This window comes from Haemophilus parainfluenzae, assembly GCF_900638025.1.
GTDB classification, from domain to species: domain Bacteria; phylum Pseudomonadota; class Gammaproteobacteria; order Enterobacterales; family Pasteurellaceae; genus Haemophilus_D; species Haemophilus_D parainfluenzae_J.
This window is the reverse complement of the sequence record NZ_LR134481.1, coordinates 209,816-229,058: the sequence shown is the minus strand read 5'-3', so window position 1 is coordinate 229,058 and position 19,243 is coordinate 209,816. Positions and strand designations below refer to the sequence as shown.

The window sequence follows — 19,243 nt, the reverse complement described above, 5'->3', positions numbered from 1 at the left end:
TCATGCAACCCTATGAAAAATACTTAAAAGAGAATTCGCAAAAATTGCGAGTGGATCAAACGGATGCGGAAAGAAAGCTATGGCAACGCATCAATCGAGATCAATTATTAAGTTTTCGATTTAATCGACAAAAGCCACTTTTAAGTTATATCGTTGATTTTTATTGTGCGAAAGCAAAGCTGATTATCGAATTAGATGGTAGTCAGCACTATGAACCTGATTATCAGGAAAAAGACGCATTGCGAGATGCAGAATTAAATTCACTTGGTTTCACGGTGATGCGATTTAGCAATGATGAAGTCATGCGTGAAATTGAAAGTGTAGTAGAGCAGATTTATTTGTTTTTAGAGAATGTAAGGACTGATTGAGTATGAGCGTTAAGTAGCTTCGCCAAATCTCCCCTACCCCTCTTTGCTAAAGAGGGGGATTCTTGAGTAAATTGATAGTAACTGGCTCATTTACATTTTAATTTCAATAGAGATTAAATTATCTGCTTTCAAAAAAATGTTAAAGTAAAACATAGATATTTAACTCTGCAAAGATCCAATCCCCTCTTTAGCAAAGAGGGGGTAGGGGAGATTTGGCAGAAGTGACAACGAAGAAAATATAATGAAGCAACATACTTATCAAACTACCGTAGAGTGGGTGGGGAATTTAGGGCGAGGCACATCCTCTTATACTGCGTATGAGCGAGATTTTATTGCTTCGGCATTGAATAAACCTAATATTTTAGGTTCTGCTGATCCTGCTTTTCGTGGTGATAAAACACGTTGGAACCCAGAAGATATGTTATTAGCCTCCATTTCTGCCTGTCATAAATTATGGTATTTACATTTTTGTGCCGTTAATAACATTATTGTGCAAGAATACCGTGATGAAGCAATAGCAATTATGGATGAAGGCAGTTCAGAGCATGCAGGACGTTTTATTTCAGCAACATTAAAACCTCGTGTAAGAATTTCAAGTGAGTCGGATGCTGTTAAGGCATTGGCATTACATGAAAATGCGCATCACGCGTGTTTTATTGCAAATTCACTTAATTTTCCAGTGAAATGTGAAGCTATTATTGAAAAAGATTAAATTAAAATAAAATGGTGCCAAGGTGCACCTTACCAGAGAAAACAAAATGACAACCCAAAACTTCCTAGTAGAAATCGGCACAGAAGAGCTGCCACCAAAAGCTCTCAAAACATTAGCGACCTCTTTTGCGGATAACGTTGAGGCGGAATTAAACCAAGCAGGTTTAGCCTTCGATAAAATCGAATGGTTTGCGGCGCCGCGTCGTTTGGCGGTGAAAGTGTTGAACTTAGCGACACAACAACCAAGCAAAGAAATCGAAAAGCGCGGACCGGCAGTGTCTGCAGCTTTTGATGCGGAAGGTAAGCCAACTAAAGCGGCAGAAGGCTGGGCGCGTGGTTGTGGTATTACTGTTGAACAAGCAGAACGCATTGCAACTGATAAAGGTGAATGGCTCGTTCATCGTGCAAAAATTGAAGGTCAACCGACCAAAAACTTGCTTAATGACATTGTGGCAAATGCGTTGGCGAAATTGCCAATTCCAAAACCAATGCGTTGGGCAGATAAAACCGTGCAATTTATCCGTCCGGTTCACACCGTGACTATGTTGTTAGGTGATGAGTTAATTGAAGGCGAAATTTTAGGTGTGGCAAGTGCTCGCACTATTCGCGGTCACCGTTTCTTAGGTGAAAAAGAATTTGAAATTCAACATGCAGACCAATATCCGCAATTATTGCGTGAAAAAGGTTCTGTAGTAGCAGATTTCAACGAGCGTAAAGCAGAAATCCTTGCAAAATCGCAAGCAAAAGCGACCGCACTTGGCGGCGTGGCTGATATTGAAGAAAGCCTGCTTGAAGAAGTGACTTCGTTGGTGGAATATCCAAATGTTTTAGCGGCAAAATTTGAAGAACGTTTCTTAGCCGTGCCCGCGGAAGCTTTGGTTTACACCATGAAAGGCGACCAAAAATATTTCCCGATTTATGATAAAGACGGCAAATTATTACCGCACTTTATTTTCGTATCGAACATCAACCCAGAAGATCCAACCGCGATTATCGAAGGGAACGAAAAAGTCGTGCGTCCTCGTTTAACCGACGCAGAATTCTTCTTCAAAACCGACTTAAAACAAAAACTGGTTGATCGTTTACCGCGTTTAGAAACCGTGTTGTTCCAACAGCAACTGGGTACATTGAAAGACAAAACTGACCGCATTGAGCAACTGGCAGGCGAAATTGCAAAACAAATCGGTGCAGACGAAGCAAAGGCAAAACGTGCAGGCTTATTGTCGAAATGTGACTTAATGACTAACATGGTATTCGAATTCACCGATACGCAAGGTGTAATGGGCATGCACTATGCTCGTCATGATGGTGAAGATGAAGAAGTCGCAGTGGCATTAAATGAACAATATATGCCTCGCTTTGCCGGTGATGAATTACCAAAATCACTCGTGGCAAGTGCGGTCGCTTTAGCCGATAAATTTGACACTTTAACGGGGATCTTCGGCATCGGCCAAGCACCAAAAGGGAGCGCAGACCCATTTGCATTACGTCGTGCGGCATTAGGTGCATTACGTATTATCGTAGAGAAAAATTTACCACTAGATTTAGAAGATTTAGTGAAAAAATCAGCCGCACTTTTCGGTGATAAACTCACGAACCAAAACGTGGTTGCTGATGTGGTGGACTTCATGCTCGGTCGTTTCCGTGCATGGTATCAAGATGACGGCATTGCAGTGGATGTGATTCAAGCAGTATTGGCACGTCGTCCAACTCGCCCTGCTGATTTTGATGCGCGCGTGCGTGCGGTTTCACACTTCCGTACTTTAGATTCAGCGGAAGCGTTAGCAGCAGCAAATAAACGTGTAAGCAACATCTTAGCCAAAGCAGATGCTGCAATTGGCGAGATCAATTTGACCGCTTGCGTAGAGCCAGCAGAAAAAGCCCTTGCTGAAGCCGTACTTGCATTACGCACTGAAGTTCAACCGCTTATCGCACAAGGTGATTACACCTCTGTGTTAGATAAATTAGCGAACTTACGCGCACCGGTAGACAGTTTCTTTGATAACGTGATGGTAAATGCTGAAGATCCAGTATTACGCCAAAACCGCTTAGCGATTTTAAATACGTTGCAAGGGTTATTCTTACAAGTAGCTGATATTTCAGTGCTTCAATAATGATAAAAAGGGATGGTCGATTTTTCATCAATCATCCCTTCTTTTATAGACTTCAAGTGATTATTTCTCTATAATCACCGCACTTTCCCCCCTTAGCTCAGTCGGTTAGAGCAGGCGACTCATAATCGCTTGGTCACTGGTTCAAGTCCGGTAGGGGGGACCATTCTCAGAGATCGCATTAGGCGGTCTTTTTTATTGCCTTTTTCTACTGCGTTTTTAGGCGTTATATCCTTTCAATAATTCAGCCCAATTTTCTTTATTGAATTGAATATTCATTCTGCCGACTTCTTTGACAAAAGAGCGGTGTAATCTTTCTAGGTTGCCTTGTTTCCAAAAATCGCCTGATTTTTGACCGCACTTATCGAAATCAATAAGCCAACACTTTTGTTCATTTTCGAGTTGTTGAACGAGAATATTATGGGCGTTGAGATCGGTATGACAAATTTGTAAATCATGTAACTGACGAATTAATTTACCAATGGCTTGCCAGATGTCATTCGGCAGTTGCTGTGTTTGTAAAAGTGCGGTCAGATCTTGGGCATTTTCGATTTTTTCAATCAAGATATCTGCTTGGTAGCAAATCCCTAATTTGCCTTTTTTAACTCGTGCAGCGATCGGTTTGGGTACAGCAATACCTGCTTGATAAAGTTGATTTAAAAGCTGAAATTCCGCCACGCTGCGAGTTTCAGTCAATGATTGAAAACGATAGCGATCTTTGTTGAATTTTCCCCATAAACCACCGCGATAATAATGACGAAGAGCAGTGTTTATACCAAACAGAACTTTTGTATTCAGAAAGTAGGTTGTGCCGCGTCCTTTGGCTGAACCGGTAATACGTTGTTGTTTTTCCCAAAAAGCCGATTCAAAAAATGAAGCGGGCTCAGTTGGTTTTTCCGTGAGATTAAAAAGAAAGAATTGATTATCTTGTTGGAATTCAAGCATTTTAGTTGAACCGAATAATAGAAAATACCCTCATTCTACTTTAAAATAGACGGAAATTAAATGCGCGAGGAATTCAAATGTCCCATTCTCCCCTTTTTACCTCTTCCCCTAAATCACTTTGTATTTTACGTTTGTCTGCGGTGGGTGATGTTTGCCATGCACTTGCTGTGGTGCAGCATATTCAACGTCATTGGCCGCAAACGAAATTAACGTGGATTGTGGGTAAAACAGAAATGGGTCTGCTTTCTGGTATTGAAGGCGTGGAACTTGTTTCTTATGATAAAAAGAGCGGTTGGAAAGGCGTGTGGAATTTATGGATGTTTTTGAAAAATAATCAATTTGATGCGCTTTTGAATATGCAGACAGCATTTCGTGCATCTATCATATCTCTTGGTATTCAAGCGAAATATAAAATTGGGTTTGGCAAAAAACGTTCTCGAGAAGGGCAGTGGTTATTTGTGAATCGTCGAGTTCAAGATCCTGAAACGCCTCACGTATTAGATGGTTTTATGGCTTTTGCGGATTATCTTGGTGTACCACCGGCGGAAATGCTTTCTTGGCAATTGGCAATTTCTGATTCAGATCGAGAATATGCTAAACAGTTCATTGATCCAACGCGTAAAAATCTGATTATTTCTCCTTGCTCTAGTAAAGCCGAGAAAGATTGGTTGGTGGAGCGTTATGCGGAAGTGGCAAATATTGCTCATCAACATAATGTGAATGTAATTTTTTGCAGCTCACCGGCAAAACGCGAATTAGAAATGGTGAAAAAAATTACCGCACTTTGTGATTTTCAACCAGTTGATGCTTCAGGAAAAACCAGTTTAAAACAACTTGCCGCATTAATTCATCAAGCAAATTTAGTGATCTCGCCTGATTCTGGTCCTGCTCATATCGCCACTACTCAAGGTACGCCAGTGATTGGATTGTATGCTTACCACAATCCATTGCGCACTGCGCCTTATCATAATCTGGATAATGTGGTGTCGGTATATGAAGAAAATGTGCAAAAAGAACAAGGAAAACCTTCAAGCGAATTGCCTTGGGTGACCAAATTAAAAGGTAAAAATTTAATGGCTGAAATTCAGGTAGAGCAAGTGGTGGCTCAGATGAGAGCTTTGAATTTATTTTAAAGTGCGGTCAATTTTAGAGATAAAAAAAAGCCCTCAAATGAGGGCTAAAAGAATCATAAAGTTCCTTGCGAATTATTCGCCTTTTTGTACGTTGTAAGCTTCTAATGCACGAAGAGAGTAAGTGTAAGCTGCACCTGCATTTAATGCGATAGACATCGCTAATGCTGCTGCCACTTCTTCTTCAGTTGCACCTGCTTTCACCGCTTCATCAGCGTGCACACCAATGCAGCTTTCACAACGTGTTGTTACGGCAACGGCTAATGCAATTAATTCACGGGTTTTGGCATCTAATACGTTACCTTCTGCTGCAGCTGCACCTAATGCGCCGTAAGCTTGTAACATTTTAGGGTATTTTTTACCTAATGCACCGAATGATTTTTTAACGTGTGCTACATCATTTTTCCAATCTGCAAACATAGTTTTTCTCCTTAAATTTAGTACAAATTTCGAGAGGAATTATAAGCAGATTAGCGTATGATACTTGTCAAATTGTCTTAACTTTTAGACGGAAAATCTCACAATGGATTATTTAGATAAATTAACACAGCTGGCGCAAGTGCGCGGGGAAATCAATATTCGCTGCTTGTTTCAAGGGGATTGGCAAGTTGAACATCAGCCAGATACGGCGGAATATCAAGGTTTATTTCATTTAATCGAGCAAGGTGAGTGCTGGGTAACCTTTGCGGGAAAACAGTTTCATTTAAAAAAAGGTGATCTCTTTTTTCTCCCTCAAAATCGACCGCACTTTTTGGGTAGCTCTCAACAAAAAAGAGAGAATAGCCTACAGAGAGCGCAATCAAATGCCCTTTTTAATGTTCATCAAATAGGAGCAGGTACGCCCGATCTGAAGATGTTTTGTGGGGCATTTTATTACCAAAAACCGTCATTATTAATTGATTCGTTACCAGATTATTTGCATCTTTCGCTACAAAATACACCAGTGCAGCCTTTGGTTTCGCTTTTTTTACAAGAAGCCGAGAAACCGGAGCAAGGCACAAAATCCGTGATAGATGCGCTATCAAATGTGTTGTTTATTTATATTTTGCGTCATGCTCAGCAAATAGGTTTGCTCAATCAAGGCTTATTAGCCGCATTGCAGGATAAAAGACTGAATCAAGTCCTTGAAAAAATCCTGTTTTCACCTCAATTAGATTGGCATATTGAGCAATTAGCAGAGCTGGCATCCATGTCTCGTGCGACCTTTATGCGGATCTTTCAACAGCAATTAGGGATGCCCCCAGGAAAATTTCTCACACAAGTGCGGTTAGAAATGGCGGCCGTTTTGTTGAAAAATACGCAAAAGACCATTTTAGCGATTGCTCTTGAAATAGGGTATCAATCAGAAGCGCATTTTAGTAAGGCGTTTAAAGCAATTTATGGGCTTTCACCGAGCCAATTTCGCAAAATCTAGCCCATCGTTTAAAACTTGCGTTATAATGACCGCACTTTAGGCGGCGCTGTCGCCTTTAATTTTTTAAGGTATTGTTATGTTTAATAAAATATTTTCATGGTTTGAAAACCGTTTAAATCCTTATCCGGAAAGCAATCCAACAACGCCTGAAAAAGGCTTGTTCCGTTTTATTTGGTCAAGCATTGATGGTATGAAGGGCTGGATCTTTTTGCTCGCGGTATTGACGGTCGGTACTGGGGTAATGGAAGCCTTGCTTTTCCAATTTATGGGGTTGTTGGTGGATTGGCTGGGGGCTTATACGCCAACCACGCTTTGGCAAGAAAAAGGGCATTTGCTCGCAGGTATGACAGCTTTACTTATTTTCAGTATTGTATGGTCATTTGTTGGTGTGAATGTACGCTTACAAACGTTACAAGGGGTGTTTCCAATGCGTTTGCGTTGGAATTTCCACCGTTTGATGTTAGGCCAAAGCTTAAGTTTCTACCAAGATGAATTTGCAGGTCGTGTATCGGCAAAAGTGATGCAAACCGCCCTTGCAGTGCGTGATACGGTGATGACCATTGCGGATATGTTGGTGTATGTTGCCGTATATTTTATTACTTCAGGTTTGGTGCTTGCGGCTTTAGATACCTGGTTTTTAGTGCCGTTTTTCTTATGGATTGTGGCATTTGTGACTATTTTACGTTTGCTTATTCCTCGTTTAGCGAAAACCGCACAACGACAAGCTGATGCGCGATCTTTAATGACAGGACGTATTACGGATGCTTATTCAAATATTGCAACAGTGAAACTATTTTCACATGATGCGAGAGAAGCGAATTATGCAAAACGTTCCATGGAAGAATTTATGGTCACCGTGCATGCACAGATGCGTTTGGCGAGTTCATTAGATACCTTAACTTACGCAACCAATATTTTCTTAACGTTAAGCACCGCAATTTTAGGTGTGGTGTTGTGGCAAAACGGTCAAGTTGGTGTCGGGGCGGTGGCGACTGCAACTGCGATGGCGTTACGTGTAAATGGCCTTTCTCGTTGGATTATGTGGGAATCAGCACGTTTATTTGAAAATATCGGGACAGTGAATGATGGTATGGCAACGCTAACCAAACCGCATACCATTGTTGATAAGCCAAATTGTGTTGCATTAGAAGTAAAACAAGGTGAAATCAAATTTAACAATGTTTCGTTTGCCTATGATTCAAATAAATCGTTACTTAACCATTTTAATCTCACCATCAAACCGGGTGAAAAAGTAGGCTTAATTGGTCGTTCCGGTGCGGGCAAATCAACCATTGTGAATTTGCTTCTACGTTTCTACGAAGCGCAAGAAGGTTCAATTACCATTGATGGTCAAAATGTTTTAGATGTAAGCCAAGAAAGCCTTCGTAGTCAGATTGGTCTTGTAACACAAGATACCTCGCTTTTACACCGCTCTGTTCGCGATAATATTATTTATGGTCGTCCAACTGCGACGGACGAAGAAATGATAAATGCAGCTAAACGTGCGGAAGCGGTAGACTTCATCCCTTATCTCAGCGATGCACAAGGTAGAAAAGGCTATGATGCTCATGTTGGTGAACGTGGGGTGAAACTATCTGGAGGTCAACGTCAACGTATAGCTATTGCGCGTGTCATGTTAAAAGATGCGCCAATTTTACTGTTGGATGAAGCGACCAGTGCGCTAGACTCTGAAGTAGAAGTGGCGATCCAAGAAAGTTTAGACAAGATGATGGAAAATAAAACAGTTATTGCCATTGCTCACCGTTTATCGACCATTGCTGCAATGGATCGTTTGATCGTGTTAGATAAAGGACAAATTGTCGAGCAAGGTACGCATGCAGAGTTGCTCGAACAAAATGGTCTTTATGCTCGCCTTTGGAAACATCAAAGTGGCGGCTTCTTGAGTGAGCATGCCGAGTAAAACACAGGAAAAAATGACCGCACTTTGTAAAGGTGTAAATCTTGAGAGAGTTTAGATAGAGATTGAACTTTTCTCATAATTAGTGCGAATTTCCTTTGACTATTTTATTGACAACAGGTAATATTCGCACCCTATGCAAAAGGTAAAACTACCCCTAACCGTTGATCCGGTTAAAGACGCTCAACAAAGAATTGATTATGATGGTTATTATACCGCTAGTCAGTTAGTGCGTTTAGCTGAATCTACGGGGAAAGTGCTCAGCGATGCACAGGTAACATTATCGTTTTATATTGATCCACAAAAATTAGTGGTAATGAAAGGGCAAGTACAAGTTGATGTCGAATTAGACTGCCAACGTTGTGGTGAACCATTCAAACAAACATTGGAATGTCATTTTATGTATAGTCCAGTGGCTAATTGGGATCAGGCTGATGACTTGCCGGAAATTTATGAGCCAATCGAATTTAATGAGTTTGGTGAAATAGATTTACTTGGTGCAGTGGAAGACGAACTTATTTTAGCTCTACCGCTTGTCCCAATGCATTTATCTGAACACTGTGAAGTGTCCGCGCACGAACAGGTTTTTGGCGAATTGCCTGAAGAGTTGGCAAAAAAACCGAACCCGTTCGCTGTATTAGCTAATTTAAAGCAAAAGTAAATTAAATTTAGGAGTATAGCCAATGGCTGTTCAACAAAACAAAAAATCTCGTTCACGTCGTGATATGCGTCGTTCACACGATGCATTAACTACTGCTGCAGTATCAGTGGATAAAGCAAGCGGTGAAACTCACTTACGCCACCACGTAACTGCTGATGGTTACTATCGTGGTCGCAAAGTGATCAATAAGTAATTTTACTTATAAGGTATTCACTTGAACCGTCTAACCTTAGCGTTAGATGTGATGGGCGGGGACATTGGTCCCCGTATTACTATCCCCGCATCTCTTTCAGCGTTGGAAGCAGATCCAATGCTCTCTTTAGTATTGTTTGGCGATAGCCAACAAATTTCCCCCTTGCTGGAAAATGCACCTTCTTCTCTTTTAGAACGTATTCAAATTCATCATTGCACTAAGACTATTGATAACGATCAAGGTATTTCTCATGCATTGCGTCATAGCAAAGGCACGTCGATGCGTTTAGCGATTGAAATGGTTCAGAAAGGTGAGGCGCAAGGTTGCGTGAGTGCAGGAAATACGGGGGCATTGATGGGATTGTCAAAGATTCTCTTACAGCCTTTAGAGGGGATTCAACGGCCTGCGTTGGTATCCTTATTACCGTCAATGACGGGTGATAAAACCGTGATGTTAGATTTAGGCGCAAACGTAGAATGTTCTGCTCAAAATCTTTATGAATTTGCCGTCATGGGCTCGATCTTTGCCGAAAACCGATTGAACTTAGTTTATCCACGTATTGCCTTACTCAATATTGGTGTGGAAGAAATTAAAGGACATCAATCCATTCGTGAAGCCGCGAATTTATTAGAAAAATCGACCGCACTTAATTATACCGGCTTTATTGAAGGTAACCTTTTATTAAATGGTGTGGCTGATGTGATCGTGAGTGATGGGTTTTCGGGAAATATTGCATTAAAAACCCTTGAAGGGGCAGCTAAGAATCTGTTGTCTCTTCTGAAAGGAAAAGAAAAACAGCCTATTTTTAAATCATTTGCCAAATTTATTCTGCGTTTTTTCTTTAAGGATGCTTATCACCGCTTGAAACGCATTAACCCAGATGAATATAATGGGGCGTCTTTACTCGGATTAACGGCTGTTGTGGTGAAAAGCCATGGCAGCGCAAATGTGGATGCATTTGCTCGTGCAATTGCGGATGCAGCTTTACAAGCTCGTTTGCAAATTCCACAAAAAATCTTGGCGGGTTTACAACGTTATTAATTAATAAGTTTTGATATTATGAATAGTAGAATTTTATCCACCGGTAGTTATTTGCCGAGCCATATTCGTACCAATGCGGATTTGGAAAAAATGGTTGATACTTCAGATGAATGGATCGTGACACGTTCAGGTATTCGTGAACGTCGTATTGCTGCAGCAGATGAAACTGTTGCAACAATGGGATGTGAAGCAGCCAAAAAAGCACTTGAAATGGCTAATCTTGCTCCTCAAGAAATCGAGTTGATCATCGTTGCGACAACCAGTGGTTCTCACGCTTATCCAAGTTCAGCTTGCCAAGTTCAAGGCTTATTAGGCATCGAAGATGCGATTTCTTTTGATTTAGCGGCGGCTTGTACCGGTTTTGTTTATGCTTTAGGCGTAGCGGATAAATTTATTCGTTCAGGTAGCGTGAAAAAAGCCCTTGTGATTGGTGCAGATCTTAACTCGCGTAAATTAGATGAAACCGATCGTAGCACTGTCGTGCTATTTGGTGATGGTGCAGGTGCGGTGATTTTAGAAGCATCAGAGCAAGAAGGCATTATTTCAACGCATTTACATGCATCGCCAGATAACAATGCGGCATTACTACTTCCACAAGCTGAGCGTGGCGTGGAGAAATCTGGTTATATTGAAATGCAAGGTAATGAAACCTTTAAATTAGCGGTGCGCGAGCTTTCCAATGTCGTGGAAGAAACCCTTTCTGCCAATAATCTCCAAAAAACAGATATCGACTGGCTTGTGCCACATCAAGCGAATTTACGTATTATCACGGCGACAGCGAAAAAATTAGAGATGGATATGTCGCAAGTCGTGGTAACGCTTGATCGTACAGCCAATACCAGTGCGGCAACTGTGCCAACGGCTTTAGATGAAGCAGTCCGAGATGGCCGAATTCAACGTGGTCAATTGCTTTTACTCGAAGCTTTTGGCGGTGGTTGGACTTGGGGTTCAGCATTGGTGCGATTCTAATTAATTTGTTAGAATCCCAACAGAATTTTAAAAGTGCGGTTAAATTTGACCGCACTTTCAACATTTAAACAATGAAGAAATAGGAAGAAAACATGAAAAAATTCGCAATGGTTTTTCCAGGACAAGGTTCTCAAGCTGTTGGCATGTTAGCTGATCTTGCTAATGAATATCCGGTAGTCACTGAGACTTTTAAACAAGCATCTGAAGCGCTTGGCTATGATTTATGGAACTTGGTTCAACAAGGTCCAGCAGAAGAATTAAATAAAACTTGGCAAACTCAGCCGGCATTATTAGCGGCATCCGTTGCGATCTTCCGTGTATGGCAAGAAAAATACCCACAATTACAACCAAGTGTGATGGCTGGTCACAGTTTAGGTGAATATTCAGCATTAGTTTGTGCAGGTGTAATTGATTTTAAAGATGCCATTAAATTAGTGGAATTACGGGGTAAATTAATGCAACAGGCCGTACCAGAAGGTACAGGTGTAATGTATGCGATTATTGGTTTAGACAATGATGCGATTATCAATGCATGTAAACAAGCCGAGCAAGGCGAAGTGGTTTCTGCAGTAAACTTTAACTCACCAGGCCAAGTAGTCATTGCGGGAGCGAAAGAAGCGGTAGAACGTGCGGCTGCATTATGTAAAGAAGCGGGCGCAAAACGAGCTTTACCATTAGCGGTAAGTGTTCCTTCACATTGCGCATTAATGAAACCAGCAGCAGAACAATTAGCCGTAACACTTGAAAGCATTACGCTTAATGCGCCAGCAACACCAGTATTAAACAACGTGGATGTCAAAGCGGAAACAGAAAGTGCAGAAATTCGTACCGCACTTATTCGTCAATTATATAGTCCTGTTCGTTGGACTGAAACTGTTGAGAAAATGGCGCAAGATGGCGTAGAGGTTTTAGTTGAAATTGGTCCTGGTAAAGTATTAAACGGTTTAACAAAACGTATCGTGGCAGAATTACAAGCAACATCAGTAAACGATGTGACATCATTGGATGCTGTTGAAGCATTATTAGCATAAAAGGGGATTAAGAATGCAAAATAAAATCGCATTAGTGACAGGTGCAACACGTGGTATTGGTCGCGCAATTGCAGAAGAATTAGCATCAAAAGGTGCTTTTGTAATTGGTACCGCAACCTCTGAAAAAGGTGCAGATACAATTTCAGCTTATCTTGGTGATAAAGGTAAAGGTTTAGTATTAAATGTGGCAGACAAAGAAAGTATTGATGCCGTATTAGAACAAATTAAAGAACAATTCGGTGATATTGATATTCTCGTGAATAACGCAGGTATCACACGTGATAACTTATTAATGCGTATGAAAGATGAAGAATGGTTCGATATTATGCAAACCAACTTAACCTCTGTGTTTCATCTTTCTAAAGCAATGTTACGCTCCATGATGAAAAAACGTTTCGGTCGTATCATTACTATTGGCTCAGTTGTAGGCTCAATGGGTAATCCAGGTCAATCTAACTATTGTGCCGCAAAAGCAGGTTTGATTGGTTTCTCTAAAGGCTTAGCGAAAGAAGTAGCATCACGTGGCATTACTGTAAACGTTGTCGCTCCCGGCTTTATTGCAACGGATATGACCGAAGTGCTTACAGAAGAACAAAAAGCCGGTATTCTTGGTAATGTTCCTGCTGGCCGTTTAGGTGAGCCAAAAGATATCGCAAAAGCAGTGGCATTTTTAGCTTCTGACGATGCAGCTTATATTACGGGTACTACATTGCATGTGAATGGCGGCTTATATATGAGCTAACCCTTTAGGGGAGATATATTAGGGATTTTGCCTATAAAATATAGCAAAGCCGTTTGGTTAATGATAAAATCCCAACTGCAATGTAACTTTTTCTCTGTATGTGTTTTTACATTGCCTGTTTTTTGCGGGGTGACCGTTTAAGAAATAGTTGCAACTTTATCAAAAATGCATACACTAACCACTCTTAAATGAGTTAAAACAACAATAGGAAAAACAAATGAGTATTGAAGAACGCGTGAAGAAAATCATCGTTGAACAATTAGGTGTTAAAGAAGAAGACGTAAAACCAGAAGCTTCTTTTGTTGAAGATTTAGGTGCGGACTCTTTAGATACAGTTGAACTAGTTATGGCTTTAGAAGAAGAATTCGATATCGAAATTCCTGATGAAGAAGCTGAAAAAATCACAACTGTTCAATCTGCGATTGATTACGTGCAAAACAATCAGTAATTTTTAAGTTGGGCGATCTTTTAGGTCGCCTAATTTTTTTCTTTAAATTTCTTTTCTAATCATTCTCAAATAAACAACATATATTTAAATCTTTTAAATTTCTGACCATATTTTTCTTTATTTAATCTGATGTCAATTCACTTCTATTTTTTAGCGTCTTTGTTTTTTGATTTAAAACAAGATTTATCTTAAAAATACTTATTATGAGTTAACTTTAATGCTAGTATTCAACCTAAATTTTTCTAATTAATCATAAAATGATTCGGAGTATCTTATGGATTTTTTAATGAACTTAGGTGAGGGTAGCCAATTTGCTATCCAGCTGGTGATTGTTCTTATTTGTTTATTTTACGGGGCAAAAAAAGGAGGTATCGCACTGGGCATGCTCGGTGGGGTAGGCTTAATAGTTCTTGTTTTCGGCTTTGGTATTGAACCAGGTAAGCCAGCTATCGATGTTATGTTAACTATCCTTGCGGTGGTGGTGACATCGGCAACATTACAAGCCAGTGGTGGTTTGGATGTCATGTTGCAAATTGCGGAGAAAATGCTTCGTCGTAACCCGAAATATGTCAGTATTTTGGCTCCGTTTGTCACCTGTTTTTTGACCATTTTATGTGGTACAGGCCACGTGGTTTATACTATGTTACCAATCATCTATGATATTGCGATCAAAAATGATATTCGTCCTGAACGTCCAATGGCGGCAAGTTCAATTGCCTCTCAAATGGGTATCATCGCATCACCAGTTTCTGTAGCAGTCGTGACTTTAACCACATTCTTAGTAAATGCTAAAACCCCATTAGCAGGTTTTGATGGTTATTTAGATTTATTAAAAATTACTGTGCCTTCAACGCTTTGTGGTGTATTAGCTATCGGTATTTTCAGCTGGTTCCGTGGTAAAGATTTAGATAAAGATCCAGAATTCCAAGAGAAATTAAAAGATCCCGAATTCAAAAAATATGTTTATGGTGATAGCACATCATTGTTAGACAAAAAATTGCCACAATCTAGTTGGAATGCGATGTGGATCTTCTTTGGTGCGATTTTAGTGGTAGCACTATTAGGTTACTTTAAAGATTTACGCCCAGCCTTTGAAAAATCAGCACCAGCTCAAGTGGTTGAAATTGTTTCTGCTGATAAAGCTGTGAAAACCTTTAATGTTAAAGACGGTAAAATCGTTGCGTTAGCAAAAGACGGTACATTAGTACTTGATGTTAAAGACAGCAAAGCAAAAGCCAAAACAGCCTATAACAACGTAGCGATTTATAATGATAAAGGTGAAGTCGCTCAAACAATTACTGCTCAAGATAACAGTGTTGTGATTACAGCGGGAGATAAAACTGAAACTATCGATAATGCTGCAATTGTATTAAAAGATACCGCGAAGAAAAAAGTGAATTTAAGTATGGTTCACGTTATTCAAATCTTCATGTTATTAGCGGGTGCATTAATTGTTATCTTTACAAAAACTGATGCAGGCAAAATCAGTAAAAATGAAATTTTCCGTTCAGGTATGATTGCGTTAGTCGCTGTATTCGGGATTTCTTGGATGGCGGAAACCATGTTTACCGTTCATACACCAATGATGAAAGCAGCACTTGGTGATGTGGTAAAAGCGCATCCTTGGACTTACGCCGTGATGTTGTTATTAATTTCTAAATTCGTCAATTCACAAGCGGCAGCATTGGTTGCATTCGTTCCACTCGCTTTAGGTATCGGTGTTGATCCAGCTGTTATTTTAGCCTTTGCTTCAGCTTGTTACGGTTACTACATTTTACCAACTTACCCAAGCGATCTTGCGGCAATCCAATTTGACCGTTCAGGTACAACCCACATTGGTAAATTTGTAATTAACCATAGCTTTATTTTACCGGGCTTAATCGGTGTAATCACTTCATGTATCTTTGGTTACATTTTCACAAGCTTGTTTGGTTATCTCTAATTAACTGCTGATAAAATGAAAGGCTATTCTTTGAATAGCCTTTTTTGTTTGTGAATAGAAGTGCGCTTTTATAATGTTTTCTCTTTGCATTGCATCGACGTATTATTGATGAGCATCAGATATTGAACAATTGGCGTTAATAATAAAAATACTTAAACTAAGTAAAAGTTAAAAATGTCTCAAAAATTAACCGCACTATTACTCTCCTTAAAATAAATTCCTGCTAAAGGTTGAAACATGGGGGAGTTTATTGCGATAATCTTTATTATTTTTTGGGTGATCTTTCGGACTGTAATTGCTTTTTGAGTGGTAGTCAGTTTTTATTAGGAAAGATTAATTTGAACATTATTTAAGTTAGAAGAATAACAATGGCTGAAAAACGTAATATTTTTTTAATAGGTCCCATGGGTGCGGGTAAAAGTACGATTGGACGTCAACTTGCGCAACAATTAAATATGGATTTTATTGATTCAGATTCTGTAATTGAAGACCGTGCAGGGGCAGATATTAGCTGGATTTTTGATTTAGAGGGCGAAGAAGGCTTTCGTAAGCGTGAAGAGCGTATAATTAATGAATTAACTCAATTGCAGGGTATTGTGCTTTCTACTGGTGGTGGTGCAGTGATGTCAAAAGAGAGTCGAAATTATCTTTCTGCTCGTGGTATTGTCATTTATTTAGAAACCACGGTAGATAAGCAATATCAACGTACGCAACGTGATAAAAAGCGCCCATTATTACAAGGGGCTAATGACCCACGCCAAGTGCTTGAAGATTTAGCGAAAGTGCGTAATCCGTTATACGAAGAAATTGCGGATATTACTTTGCCAACAGATGAGCAAAATGCCAAAGTAATGGTTAATCAAATTGTTGATTTAATTGATAATCTAAACGGATTAAACGGTTCACTCTAAGGATTAAAAATGTTGTGCGTAAATGTTGAATTAAAAGAACGTCGTTATCCCATTTATATTGGCGAAGGTTTATTAAAAGATGAAACCTGTTATCCGCTGAAGAAAGGGGATAAAGTGATGATCGCGACTAATCCAACCGTCGCACAATATTATCTTGAAACCGTTACACAAACCTTAGAAAAAATCGGCTGTCAGGTTGAATCGGTATTATTGCCTGATGGTGAAAAATATAAAACGCTCGATTCTTTAAATCTCATTTTTACCGCACTTTTAAAGCATAATCATGGGCGAGATACCACCATCATTGCATTAGGTGGTGGTGTGATTGGTGATGTAGCTGGTTTTGCTGCAGCAAGTTATCAACGTGGCGTGCGTTTTATTCAAATTCCTACCACATTATTAGCCCAAGTGGATTCTTCTGTTGGTGGCAAAACAGCCGTTAATCATGAGTTGGGTAAAAATATGATTGGGGCGTTTTATCAACCTTCTACGGTGATCATTGACACCCTTACACTCAATACCTTGCCAAAACGTGAAGTGAATGCGGGACTTGCGGAAGTCATTAAATATGGGGCGATTTTAGATTATGCCTTTTTTGAATGGCTTGAAGCACATATTGATGAATTAGTCGCGTTAAATCAACAGTCACTTCAATATTGCATTGCACGTTGTTGCCAAATTAAAGCGGATGTTGTTGCGCGTGATGAAACCGAAAAAGGTGATCGTGCATTACTAAATCTCGGGCATACTTTTGGGCATGCGATCGAAACACATTTAGGCTACGGAAACTGGTTACATGGTGAAGCTGTTGCAGTAGGAGCTATGATGGCTGCGGTATTATCTGAACAATTAGGCGATCTTTCTTTTGAAGATGTTGCTCGTTTAGAAAAGCTTTTAGCACGCGCTAATTTGCCGACCGTTTCGCCTGATACTATGCAACCAGACGATTATTTACCGCACATGATGCGAGATAAAAAAGTGCTGGCAGGTAAATTACGTCTTGTGTTGCTAAAAGCTCTTGGTCAAGCCTACGTGGCAACTGATACTGACAAATCTCTTGTGCTAAACGCGATTGAGCGTTGCACACAACATGACTAACTGTCATTGCTCTCATGTTGCGTCCGAAAAATAACAAAACGAAACCTCGAATTAAACACCGTCCGTTTTTGAAATGGGCGGGCGGTAAATTTCGTTTAACGGACGATCTCAACCGAGTCTTTCCAAAAAGAAAACAGTGTTTGATTGAGCCCTTTGTTGGCGCGGGTTCTGTTTTTTTGAATTCCCATTTTGAACGTTATATTTTGGCAGATATTAATCCTGATTTGATTAACTTGTTTAATATCGTCAAAGACAATGTGGATGCCTATATTGAGGCTTGTAAGCCAGTTTTCTTTGCAGAAAATGCCAATACCGCCGACTATTATTACGCTCAGCGTGAAGCTTTTAATCAATCCACCGATCCTTTTGTACGTTCGGTGTTGTTCCTTTATTTGAACCGCTTTGGGTTTAATGGATTGTGCCGTTATAACAGTAAAAATGAGTTCAATGTACCCTTTGGGGCTTATAAAACCCATTATTTCCCAGAAGATGAATTACGCTATTTTGCTCATAAGGCACAAAGTGCGGTCTTTTTATGTGCCGATTTTCAACAAACGTTTGAATTAGCGGATAAGCATAGCGTGATCTACTGTGATCCGCCTTATGCACCGCTTCCGCAAGATACTAATTTTACTGGATATGCGGGGAATGCTTTTGGTCTTGAGCATCAAAAGAATTTAGCAGAATGTGCAAAAAAAGCGCAAAAAGAAAAGCAAATTTCCGTCGTGATTTCTAACCACGATACAAAATTCACACGTGAGATTTACAAAGAGGCAAAATTTAAACGCGTTAAAGTACAGCGCTCAATTAGCCAATCTTCAGAGAAACGAGTTAAGGTAAAAGAATTAATCGCTATTTTTAAAGGTTAGTTTAGCAGGTTAATTCTGGGTTGATTTTAATCTCAAATCCTTTTACTTCGGGATAAGTTGGTTGAATTGCAGTGAGTAATTCTCGTTGGCGAAATAAAATTCCTTGTCGAACGACCGCACTTTTGACTTCGATAAAGAGTTTCCCATCTGTGATGGAGCCTAACCGAAAAAGTCCTTTGAATTCTTGTGGGAAAAGGCGACTGATATTTTGGTTCAGTTCATTCAACATTAAGCCTTTCTGCATGATTTTGACAAATTGTGATCCCTCTAGCACATCAATAATATTCATGGCCTTTTGATAACGCTCATGCTTGTTTTCCACAAAAATACCCCAATAATGACTTTACGTTGAATTTCCGATACAATACACACAAATTTTGTCAGAGACAATAAGATGATGAAATCAAACAAAGGTAAAACAAATTTCTGGTCGCAGTTGCTGTTAAGCATGATTGCGATTTTTGCTTTACCTGCTGCTCAGGGATTGGAGGTGCCACCTTCATCAAATATGAGTGGCGAAAATTATCAAACATCATCTGAACAACATATGTTGATTGCGGTGCGTGAAATTCGTCAAGCATTGCAGGTTCAACCTCAGCCAACAAATCACAAAACCCATTCCAATCAAAAACACGAAAAAATTCAACCGCACTTTATTGCGGCAGAATTCCCTGTTTTTGCCCCTATTCGTGCCGGCCCAGCCATCATTTAATTTTCTTTTATCTTTGAACGAACCGATTT

The 19,243-nt window shown here is 39.9% G+C and carries 21 protein-coding genes and 1 tRNA gene; 19 read left to right on the top strand and 3 right to left on the bottom strand.

What is annotated here, in order from left to right:
• The first annotated feature begins 2 nt into the window (after positions 1–2).
• The 4 genes from EL215_RS01160 (at position 3) to EL215_RS01145 (ending at position 3,356) form a co-directional block, all read left to right on the top strand.
• Positions 3–368: an endonuclease domain-containing protein gene (locus tag EL215_RS01160; RefSeq protein WP_126469645.1), complete on the top strand. Its 366-nt coding sequence runs from the start codon at positions 3–5 to the stop codon at positions 366–368.
• A 241-nt stretch (positions 369–609) separates the two neighbouring features.
• Positions 610–1,080 (top strand): OsmC family protein, encoded by a 471-nt coding sequence (locus EL215_RS01155; protein ID WP_126469643.1) that lies wholly within the window; start codon positions 610–612, stop codon positions 1,078–1,080.
• Between the two features lie 46 nt (positions 1,081–1,126).
• Entirely contained in the window at positions 1,127–3,193 is a 2,067-nt protein-coding gene (glyS, locus tag EL215_RS01150; protein ID WP_126469642.1) for a glycine--tRNA ligase subunit beta, read from the top strand.
• A gap of 86 nt (positions 3,194–3,279) precedes the next feature.
• A tRNA-Ile gene (locus tag EL215_RS01145) sits at positions 3,280–3,356 on the top strand.
• 53 nt (positions 3,357–3,409) lie between these two features.
• Here EL215_RS01145 and EL215_RS01140 read toward each other — a convergent pair.
• Entirely contained in the window at positions 3,410–4,135 is a 726-nt protein-coding gene (locus tag EL215_RS01140) for a 3-deoxy-D-manno-octulosonic acid kinase (RefSeq protein ID WP_126469640.1), read from the bottom strand.
• 77 nt (positions 4,136–4,212) lie between these two features.
• Here EL215_RS01140 and EL215_RS01135 point away from each other — a divergent pair, with 77 nt between their 5' ends.
• A complete protein-coding gene (locus tag EL215_RS01135; protein WP_126469638.1) occupies positions 4,213–5,268 on the top strand; it encodes a glycosyltransferase family 9 protein in 1,056 nt (351 codons plus the stop codon).
• Positions 5,269–5,340: 72 nt separating this feature from the next.
• Here EL215_RS01135 and EL215_RS01130 read toward each other — a convergent pair whose 3' ends face one another.
• Complete coding sequence (locus EL215_RS01130; RefSeq protein WP_049357996.1) at positions 5,341–5,685, bottom strand: carboxymuconolactone decarboxylase family protein; 345 nt, start codon at positions 5,683–5,685, stop codon at positions 5,341–5,343.
• Positions 5,686–5,788: 103 nt separating this feature from the next.
• On the opposite strand from EL215_RS01130, the gene EL215_RS01125 reads away from it, so the two are divergent.
• From EL215_RS01125 to EL215_RS01065, 13 genes are all read left to right on the top strand, one after another.
• Entirely contained in the window at positions 5,789–6,679 is an 891-nt protein-coding gene (locus EL215_RS01125) for a cupin domain-containing protein (protein WP_126469636.1), read from the top strand.
• A gap of 76 nt (positions 6,680–6,755) precedes the next feature.
• Positions 6,756–8,600 carry an ABC transporter ATP-binding protein gene (locus tag EL215_RS01120; protein ID WP_126469634.1) on the top strand — a complete coding sequence of 615 codons (1,845 nt, stop codon included), beginning with the start codon at positions 6,756–6,758 and terminating at the stop codon, positions 8,598–8,600.
• Positions 8,601–8,733: 133 nt separating this feature from the next.
• A complete protein-coding gene (gene yceD, locus EL215_RS01115; protein ID WP_126469632.1) occupies positions 8,734–9,258 on the top strand; it encodes a 23S rRNA accumulation protein YceD in 525 nt (174 codons plus the stop codon).
• A 22-nt stretch (positions 9,259–9,280) separates the two neighbouring features.
• Positions 9,281–9,451, top strand: a complete 171-nt coding sequence (gene rpmF / locus EL215_RS01110) for a 50S ribosomal protein L32 (RefSeq protein WP_005544470.1) — start codon at positions 9,281–9,283, stop codon at positions 9,449–9,451.
• Positions 9,452–9,472: 21 nt separating this feature from the next.
• Positions 9,473–10,492: a phosphate acyltransferase PlsX gene (gene plsX, locus EL215_RS01105; RefSeq protein ID WP_126469630.1), complete on the top strand. Its 1,020-nt coding sequence runs from the start codon at positions 9,473–9,475 to the stop codon at positions 10,490–10,492.
• Positions 10,493–10,510: 18 nt separating this feature from the next.
• Positions 10,511–11,461, top strand: coding sequence for a beta-ketoacyl-ACP synthase III (locus tag EL215_RS01100; RefSeq protein WP_126469628.1), 951 nt, complete (start codon positions 10,511–10,513; stop codon positions 11,459–11,461).
• A gap of 92 nt (positions 11,462–11,553) precedes the next feature.
• Positions 11,554–12,492, top strand: a complete 939-nt coding sequence (gene fabD, locus EL215_RS01095) for an ACP S-malonyltransferase (protein ID WP_126469626.1) — start codon at positions 11,554–11,556, stop codon at positions 12,490–12,492.
• Between the two features lie 13 nt (positions 12,493–12,505).
• Positions 12,506–13,234 carry a 3-oxoacyl-ACP reductase FabG gene (gene fabG / locus EL215_RS01090; protein WP_005695317.1) on the top strand — a complete coding sequence of 243 codons (729 nt, stop codon included), beginning with the start codon at positions 12,506–12,508 and terminating at the stop codon, positions 13,232–13,234.
• 217 nt (positions 13,235–13,451) lie between these two features.
• Complete coding sequence (gene acpP, locus EL215_RS01085; RefSeq protein WP_005544465.1) at positions 13,452–13,682, top strand: acyl carrier protein; 231 nt, start codon at positions 13,452–13,454, stop codon at positions 13,680–13,682.
• Positions 13,683–13,956: 274 nt separating this feature from the next.
• Positions 13,957–15,624, top strand: a complete 1,668-nt coding sequence (locus EL215_RS01080; RefSeq protein WP_126469624.1) for an anaerobic C4-dicarboxylate transporter — start codon at positions 13,957–13,959, stop codon at positions 15,622–15,624.
• A gap of 368 nt (positions 15,625–15,992) precedes the next feature.
• Positions 15,993–16,535, top strand: a complete 543-nt coding sequence (gene aroK / locus EL215_RS01075; RefSeq protein WP_126469622.1) for a shikimate kinase AroK — start codon at positions 15,993–15,995, stop codon at positions 16,533–16,535.
• Between the two features lie 9 nt (positions 16,536–16,544).
• Positions 16,545–17,633 carry a 3-dehydroquinate synthase gene (gene aroB, locus EL215_RS01070; protein WP_126469620.1) on the top strand — a complete coding sequence of 363 codons (1,089 nt, stop codon included), beginning with the start codon at positions 16,545–16,547 and terminating at the stop codon, positions 17,631–17,633.
• A 14-nt stretch (positions 17,634–17,647) separates the two neighbouring features.
• Positions 17,648–18,502, top strand: coding sequence for a Dam family site-specific DNA-(adenine-N6)-methyltransferase (locus EL215_RS01065; protein ID WP_126469619.1), 855 nt, complete (start codon positions 17,648–17,650; stop codon positions 18,500–18,502).
• Position 18,503: 1 nt separating this feature from the next.
• On the opposite strand, the gene EL215_RS01060 is transcribed toward EL215_RS01065, so the two are convergent.
• Positions 18,504–18,824: a DciA family protein gene (locus tag EL215_RS01060; RefSeq protein ID WP_126469618.1), complete on the bottom strand. Its 321-nt coding sequence runs from the start codon at positions 18,822–18,824 to the stop codon at positions 18,504–18,506.
• 72 nt (positions 18,825–18,896) lie between these two features.
• Here EL215_RS01060 and secM point away from each other — a divergent pair, with 72 nt between their 5' ends.
• Positions 18,897–19,214, top strand: coding sequence for a secA translation cis-regulator SecM (secM, locus tag EL215_RS01055; RefSeq protein ID WP_126469616.1), 318 nt, complete (start codon positions 18,897–18,899; stop codon positions 19,212–19,214).
• Positions 19,215–19,243: the final 29 nt, after the last annotated feature.

Bases quoted from the DNA above. Each gene is read 5' to 3' on its own strand.
- EL215_RS01160 (WP_126469645.1), top strand. From the start codon at position 3: ATGCAACCCTATGAAAAATACTTAAAAGAGAATTCGCAAAAATTGCGA.
- fabD (WP_126469626.1), top strand. From the start codon at position 11,554: ATGAAAAAATTCGCAATGGTTTTTCCAGGACAAGGTTCTCAAGCTGTT.
- EL215_RS01140 (WP_126469640.1), bottom strand. From the start codon at position 4,135: ATGCTTGAATTCCAACAAGATAATCAATTCTTTCTTTTTAATCTCACG.
- EL215_RS01135 (WP_126469638.1), top strand. From the start codon at position 4,213: ATGTCCCATTCTCCCCTTTTTACCTCTTCCCCTAAATCACTTTGTATT.
- glyS (WP_126469642.1), top strand. From the start codon at position 1,127: ATGACAACCCAAAACTTCCTAGTAGAAATCGGCACAGAAGAGCTGCCA.
- aroB (WP_126469620.1), top strand. From the start codon at position 16,545: ATGTTGTGCGTAAATGTTGAATTAAAAGAACGTCGTTATCCCATTTAT.
- EL215_RS01125 (WP_126469636.1), top strand. From the start codon at position 5,789: ATGGATTATTTAGATAAATTAACACAGCTGGCGCAAGTGCGCGGGGAA.
- EL215_RS01100 (WP_126469628.1), top strand. From the start codon at position 10,511: ATGAATAGTAGAATTTTATCCACCGGTAGTTATTTGCCGAGCCATATT.
- EL215_RS01130 (WP_049357996.1), bottom strand. From the start codon at position 5,685: ATGTTTGCAGATTGGAAAAATGATGTAGCACACGTTAAAAAATCATTC.
- EL215_RS01120 (WP_126469634.1), top strand. From the start codon at position 6,756: ATGTTTAATAAAATATTTTCATGGTTTGAAAACCGTTTAAATCCTTAT.
- secM (WP_126469616.1), top strand. From the start codon at position 18,897: ATGATGAAATCAAACAAAGGTAAAACAAATTTCTGGTCGCAGTTGCTG.
- EL215_RS01065 (WP_126469619.1), top strand. From the start codon at position 17,648: ATGTTGCGTCCGAAAAATAACAAAACGAAACCTCGAATTAAACACCGT.
- EL215_RS01155 (WP_126469643.1), top strand. From the start codon at position 610: ATGAAGCAACATACTTATCAAACTACCGTAGAGTGGGTGGGGAATTTA.
- fabG (WP_005695317.1), top strand. From the start codon at position 12,506: ATGCAAAATAAAATCGCATTAGTGACAGGTGCAACACGTGGTATTGGT.
- yceD (WP_126469632.1), top strand. From the start codon at position 8,734: ATGCAAAAGGTAAAACTACCCCTAACCGTTGATCCGGTTAAAGACGCT.
- aroK (WP_126469622.1), top strand. From the start codon at position 15,993: ATGGCTGAAAAACGTAATATTTTTTTAATAGGTCCCATGGGTGCGGGT.
- rpmF (WP_005544470.1), top strand. From the start codon at position 9,281: ATGGCTGTTCAACAAAACAAAAAATCTCGTTCACGTCGTGATATGCGT.
- EL215_RS01080 (WP_126469624.1), top strand. From the start codon at position 13,957: ATGGATTTTTTAATGAACTTAGGTGAGGGTAGCCAATTTGCTATCCAG.
- acpP (WP_005544465.1), top strand. From the start codon at position 13,452: ATGAGTATTGAAGAACGCGTGAAGAAAATCATCGTTGAACAATTAGGT.